The organism is bacterium, from assembly GCA_024228115.1.
Taxonomy (GTDB): domain Bacteria; phylum Myxococcota_A; class UBA9160; order UBA9160; family UBA6930.
The window spans coordinates 1-6,530 of sequence record JAAETT010000386.1 but is presented as its reverse complement, the minus strand read 5'-3'; the positions used below and the strand labels follow the sequence as shown (position 1 = coordinate 6,530).

4 protein-coding genes are annotated in these 6,530 nt (G+C 59.0%); 3 read left to right on the top strand and 1 reads right to left on the bottom strand.

The features are described from left to right. Nucleotides 1-137: 137 nt before the first annotated feature. On the bottom strand, nucleotides 138-1,229 hold the full coding sequence (locus GY937_16900) for a hypothetical protein (protein MCP5058384.1): 1,092 nt from the start codon (nucleotides 1,227-1,229) through the stop codon (nucleotides 138-140). 25 nt (nucleotides 1,230-1,254) lie between these two features. Between GY937_16900 and GY937_16895 the strand changes: the two genes are divergently transcribed. Genes GY937_16895 through GY937_16885 form a run of 3 tightly spaced genes read left to right on the top strand, consistent with a single transcriptional unit; the run spans nucleotide 1,255 to nucleotide 6,433 of the window. Continuing rightward, nucleotides 1,255-3,471, top strand: coding sequence for a chemotaxis protein CheA (locus tag GY937_16895; protein MCP5058383.1), 2,217 nt, complete (start codon nucleotides 1,255-1,257; stop codon nucleotides 3,469-3,471). Then, nucleotides 3,468-3,998, top strand: coding sequence for a purine-binding chemotaxis protein CheW (locus tag GY937_16890; GenBank protein MCP5058382.1), 531 nt, complete (start codon nucleotides 3,468-3,470; stop codon nucleotides 3,996-3,998). The genes GY937_16895 and GY937_16890 overlap by 4 nt, the downstream gene beginning before the upstream one ends. After that, nucleotides 3,995-6,433, top strand: coding sequence for a HAMP domain-containing protein (locus GY937_16885; GenBank protein ID MCP5058381.1), 2,439 nt, complete (start codon nucleotides 3,995-3,997; stop codon nucleotides 6,431-6,433). The genes GY937_16890 and GY937_16885 overlap by 4 nt, the downstream gene beginning before the upstream one ends. Nucleotides 6,434-6,530: the final 97 nt, after the last annotated feature.

The window sequence follows — 6,530 nt, the reverse complement described above, 5'->3', positions numbered from 1 at the left end:
CCGCCGGAATTCGCGCTTCTGGCGACACGTAGCTGAACATCGCAGACTGGTCGTGATCGGTTCCGCGCATCTCTCACCCCCTGATCATGCGTGTACCAACCGATTGGCGGACCCGCACGGGGTTTTTCCGCAGCCTGCTAGGTATGGCTCGCATCCATCGAGATCTGCGAGCTCTCATCGGGCGCCGAGTCCGAATAGCCAACTCCTGCGGAGGCGAAGAGCTTTTCGACATCTAGAACCTGAATGAGGCCGCCGTTGTTCTCGGATCGTACGACCGAGGTGACGAGCAACTCCTCGTCAGGCGCGGGCACCGATCCGCTCGAGTCCAGGTCTTGTAGTGGTCGCGGCTCCACGTGTTCGCTGTCCACGGTTGTGACCGACTCGACTTTGTCGACAGCAAGCCCAAGGTTTTCTTTTTCGCCCCGGAGGATGACGACCATCTGATGGCTTCGTTCTCTCATTTCGCTCACGGTGGCGTCAGTGATTCGGATCATGTCACCAAGGTCGACTTCGCGACCTGCGTCGACTTCCTTCTGGGCCGCGTCCTGTTGCCCGTTGGCCGCCATCCCGAGGCAGCGATCGGCGAGGGTGTGGATACGATTGTGCGGCCCCTCGAATTTGGCGATTTGATTGGAAAGGATCGCATCTTCGGTCTTGAAGGAAAAGAACCAGAGGCCGAATGCGCATTGGGTCGGGTCTCTCTCGAGTTCGAATCGTGAACCGGTTGCGCAGGATTCTTCCAGGGTCTTGAGCCAGCGAATGTGATCCTGCTTGTGTTGCAGGAGCTCCGCTTCGAGCACGTCGACCTCTTCACTCATATCCGTGATCCCGAGCCTCGAGCGGAGGTCCAGGATCGGCAGCACCCGGTCGCGGAGCTGCATGATTCCCCGAACCCACACAGGGGACCCGACGATGGGGTCGATATGGGTCTGAAGAGTCATCTCGACGACTGACTCTATGGGGACGGCATAGTATTGCGATTGCACACGGAACGTAACGAGTTGTCGAAACTCAGATTCCGCGGCCGCCGCGCTTTCTCCTAGACCACTCATTTTGATTCGAACCTTCCAGATGGATGACGCGGAACCATGTTTCAGCGACTTGTCGGAAGAGCGTGCGCGGACCTCCTCAGGCAAAACCCCGAGTGGAGCAAGATTTATCAAAAAAAAATGAAACATAGGGGAATCGCCTGTTAACAAGGTGCGTCGGTCGCCGATGACGACCCACATCACTTGGAGCCGGGAAAGCGGAAAGATGGCAGACACTCTCGACGAAAATCAGGAGCTATGTATCGACTTCGTGGTTGAGAGCCGCGAGATGATTGGCGACGTTGAGCCAGTCCTCGTCGAGCTCGAGACAGAGTCCGAGAGTTCGGGGGAAACCGATATCTCCCGGATCGACGCGATCTTCAGAGCCTTCCATTCGATGAAGGGAAGTGGCGGCTTCCTCGATCTCAACAATCTCGTTGCAGTCACCCACCAGGCCGAATCACTCCTCGATACCTTCAGGAAGGGCACGGCCCAGCTCGCACCGCGGCACATCACCGTATTGTGTAAAGCCATGGATTTCATTCTCGAGCTGCTCGATCAGATCGAATCTGAATTCCACGATGCGGGTCGGGAGGACGAAGCGCAGGCACTCGTCGAGGAGATCCGGGGGGAAATGGAGGGTTCCGCGGGTCCGTCGATCGGATCACCCGATCTGGAACTTCCAGCTGTCGAGGCTGCAACCAGTTCGCCGGAGCTTGCCGCGCCAGAAGTGGCCTCGGATTCGGTTCCAACCGCCGTCGAGGCGGTTGCGGAAGCTCCGATCGACGAGTCGGCTGCGATTACCGACGACCTTGTGGGGAGCTTCGTGAGCGATGCCCTCGAGCAGCTCGAGGCGGCTGAATCCGCCCTCCTTCGGCTGGAACACGAACCCGACGAGGTCGAGCTCGTAGCGGTTGCTTTTCGATCCCTTCATAGCTTGAAGGGCAACTGTGGCTTCTTCGGATACTCGGAGATGGAGGGTATGGCGCACGGAATGGAGACCCTTCTCGACGCGTCCCGAGAATCGGGCGAGGCGCCTACTCCAACAGTCGTCACAGAACTCCTGGAACAGATCGACCATCTACGTAGTGCGACCGAAGCGCTCCGGGCGGGCGAAAAAGCCGAGAACGCCGGTGAGACGAAAGAGGCATCCGAGGCGTCCGCTCCGAACGCTGAATCAGCTTCAACCACGCCACGCGAAACGGTTCCGGATGTTCCCAGCACTGCCGTTGTGAAGAACAAGGACGAGAAGAAGCGGCAACCTTCGGCCGGGAACATCAGGGTCGACCTGGAGAAACTCGACACTCTGATGGATCTGGTGGGAGAGTTGATCCTGGCCGAGACCATGGTGACCCACAACCCCGATCTCGAAGGCCATCACTTCGAGGACTTCCAGAAGGCGAGTCTGCAGCTGAATCGGATCACACGTTCGATTCAGGATGTGGCCATGAGCGTTCGGATGGTTCCGATCTCCGGAACGTTCCGCAAAATGCTTAGGCTCGTGCGTGATCTCGCACGCAAACAGGAAAAGCAGGTGGAGCTTGCACTGATCGGCGAGGAGACGGAGATCGACAAGACCGTCGTCGAAGCTATCGCTGATCCGTTGGTTCATCTGATCCGAAACTCAGTGGATCACGGAATCGAGAATCCGGAAGATCGGGTCGCCGCAGGCAAGCCAGAGATGGGTCAGATTCGACTGGAGGCCAAGCACGAAGGCGGCGAAATCTGGATCACGATCGAAGACGATGGGAAAGGACTGAACCGGAACGCGATTCTCGAGAAAGCGCAAGGCAAGGGTCTGATCGATTCCGCGCGGGGAGATCTGAGCGACGCCGAAATCTACCGCTTCATATTCGCTCCCGGTTTTTCGACAGCCGCACAGGTCACCGACGTTTCCGGCCGGGGCGTTGGGATGGACGTGGTTCGGAGAAACATCGACGAGCTCGGTGGCCGAGTCGACATCGACAGTCGGCCCGGGGAGGGCTCGACGATCACGATTCGTCTACCTCTCACCCTCGCGATCGTCGAGGGGATGTTGGTGAGGGTGGGCGAGTCGGTCTACACGATTCCACTCTTGGCGATTCGCGAGTCAGTCACGGTCGAGCCAGGAGATGTGACGCAGCTCAGTGATGGCCAGGAGATGGTCAGCATCCGGGGGGACCTCCTCCCGATTCTGAGAATCCAGGAACTCCATGGTGTGCTGGGGGCGGAAACGGAGTTGGGCAAGGGAATTCTGGTGGTGATCGAGGAGCACGGAAACTCCTTCGCCGTCTTCGTAGACGGGCTGGTCGGCCAGCGGCAGACAGTGATCAAAGCGTTGCCAAAGTATCTCGGCAGTGTCCGCGGCGTTTCGGGATGCTCGATTCTGAGTAACGGCGACATCAGCCTGATTCTCGACGCCAAGGCAATCCAGGCAGAGTGGGCAACGGGGGTCGATTCGTGAGTACAGAGCTCCTGGATCTTGGCGAGGAAATGGCGGTCGAGTTCGACGAGTCGGCCAACGCGGAGTCCGCTCCCAAATACCTGACGTTCATCGTGGCTGATGAAGTCTACGGTGTCCCGATCGCGCATATCGCCGAGATCATTGGTGCTCAGCGTTTCACGCCGGTTCCCGATCCTCGCCCCTATATGCGCGGCGTCATCAATCTTCGCGGGACGGTCATTCCGGTGCTGGACGTGCGTACACGCCTTGCGATGGAGCCGCGGGAAGTCGACCGGAGAACCTGCATCGTGGTAGTCCAGCTCGACGATACGTCAGTTGGTTTGTTGGTCGACACGATCTCCGATGTCATCGACGTTCCTCCGTGTTCGATCGAAGACGCGCCGCGGCGCAAGAAATCCATGGTTAGGGATTCGGTCGTGACAGGACTGGTTCAGATCGAAGGCAAGGTGAGGATCTTGATCGATCTGGGCAGGCTCCTGGACGATGTCGCTGCAATCCCGGAAGACTCCCCAGGAGACCTGAATTGAGCTCCCTGGGCGTCAAGTTGGATCGAGCTCTCGGGTTGCGCGGGAAATTGATGATTGCCGGTGTGCTGGTCGGTCTTCTGCCTTTGGTCGTCGTCACGGCAATCGAAGTCAGCCAGGCTCGAGCCTCATTGGCGGATCGAGCTGGCGAGTTCCTGGAGATGCAGGCGCTTGGCGCAATCGACAAGATCGACCGGGACTTGTCTCAGCGCTACGCCGAAGTCCAGGTTTTCGCAGCAAGTCCGATCGCGACAGGTCCAACCGAAGACATCGAGGCGAAGGCCAATTCCCTCGTACGTACCTATGGGGTCTACGACCTGATGTACTTGGCCGATATGCAGGGCAGGGTCATCGCGGTGAGCTCCGAAGATGAGGAGGGTCGCTCACTTCCCACCGCCGAAATCGTTGGCTCCAGTGTCGCAGGGGAGAATTGGTTCGAGGGGATTCGCGATGGGTCGGTTGGAAATGGCCAGAGCTTCGCTCGGGACCTCCAAGAGGATGCCTTCGCGGCCAAAGCCCGCGGTGGCCGTGGCCTCAGCTTGCTCTTCGCAGCCCCCATCTACGACGAGCAAGGCCGCATGGTTCGCGTCTGGGTCAACCTTGCCTCTTCCAAGCGGATCATTGGAGACATCATGCAGGTTATGCGTGATGAGCTGGGATCCCGAGGTTACAAGACACTCGAGACGCAGGTAGTCGCCCGAACAGGTCAGCTGATCGAAGATGCAGATGAAGAAGCGATCATGAGCGACTTCAATCTGGCTGCGCTCGGACTCGAAGCCGTGAAACGGGTCTCAGCGGGAGAGTCCGGGTCCGTTGTCGAAATGCACAAGCGTCGCGGTATCGATCAGTTGAATGGGTTCGCAGCATCCAAGGGTGTGGCGCGTTTTCCGGGGTTCGGCTGGGGCGTGCTCGCACGCCTGGATGTCGGGGAGGCGTTCGCAGCTTCGAGAGAAATGGTTCGGTCCGCCCTCACGGTGGGCTTGGCTGCAATGCTTCTCATCCTTTCGGCAGCGTACTGGTTCGCAAGAACGATCACGCGACCCATCCCTGCGCTGCTCGAAACCGTTGACGCGCTCGAATCCGGGAGGCTTGATGTCCAGGTAGGAAGTGATGCGCAGGACGAGCTTGGCGTTGTCGCGTCCGGGCTTTCGTCTGCCATGGGTAGGATTCGAGAGGCTCTGAACCAGGATCGGGTGGATTGGAAGGAACTGGGGTTGCAGCGAGTTCGGGAGGCGCGTCTTCGCGCCTGTATCGAGGGTGTGCCGATGAACGTGATGGCGGTCAACCCGGATTTCGAGCTCGTCTACATGAATCCGGCGTCCGAGCAAGAGCTGCGACGTCTGCAGCAGCACCTTCCGATTGCTGTGGACGACATGATGGGAACCTGCATCGACATCTTCCACAAAGATCCGTCCGTGCAGCGACAGATTCTGGGCGAAGCCAGGAACCTTCCCCACTCGACACTGATTCATCTCGGGCCGGAGACTCTTCGTCTGACAGCGGCGAAAGCGTTTGATGAAAACGGAAAAGACATCGGTTCAATGGCTGCTTGGGAGGTCGTGACGGAAGCGGAGAAGGCCCGGCAGAACGCGGACATGCTGGCGGAGGTTCTTGCCTCTGTTGCGGAGGGTGCGGTTCCGGAGCGGATCGACGAAGACGTCGCTGCCGATCTGGTCCCCATGCGGGATCGTTTGAACGTCTTGATCGGTGCGATGCAGAACATTACCGAGACGACGAAGACCTTGGGTGAGGGTGACTTTTCGGCCGACATTGAGGTCCGTTCGGACAATGACATGCTGTCGGCTGCGCTCAAGGCAATGGTCGGGAGCCTGGGTGGCGTGCTCGGTGAGCTTCGACATGCCTCCGGGGAAGTCGCGAGCAACTCAGCGCAGATTTCCACGACAGGTCAAAAACTCTCGGACAATGCCTCTCAGTCGGCAGCCTCACTCGAGGAGATCAGTTCGACCATGGAGGAGATGGCGGGACAGACGCGACAAAATGCAGAGAACGCGACGCAGGCGGTTTCGCTTTCGGTAGCGGCCCGGTCTTCGGCTGAGGGCGGGGACGAGCAGATGAAGTCGATGGTATCCGCGATGAAGGAGATCGACGACTCGAGCCAGGACATCTCGAAGATCATCAAGGTGATCGACGAGATCGCGTTCCAGACGAACCTGCTCGCATTGAACGCTGCAGTAGAGGCAGCGCGAGCCGGCGTGCATGGCAAAGGCTTCGCGGTAGTGGCCGAAGAAGTTCGGAACCTGGCCGAGCGCAGCGCGCAAGCAGCCAAGGAGACGACAGAGCTGATCGAGGGCTCCGGAAAGAAAGTGGCGCAGGGCCGTTCGATCGCGGAGAAGACGGCCGAATCGTTGGTTCAGATCGTAGATTCGATTGGCAAGGTGTTGGCGATCACGAGAAACCGTAGAAATCTGATCATCTAGCCGTGGTCGCGCGCGAGTGCTGGTTTCTCGTCAGAACGGCGAATCGGTGTCGGTCGGATCGGTGTCGAGTTCGCGATCGAGAGCCGCGAGGTAGTGT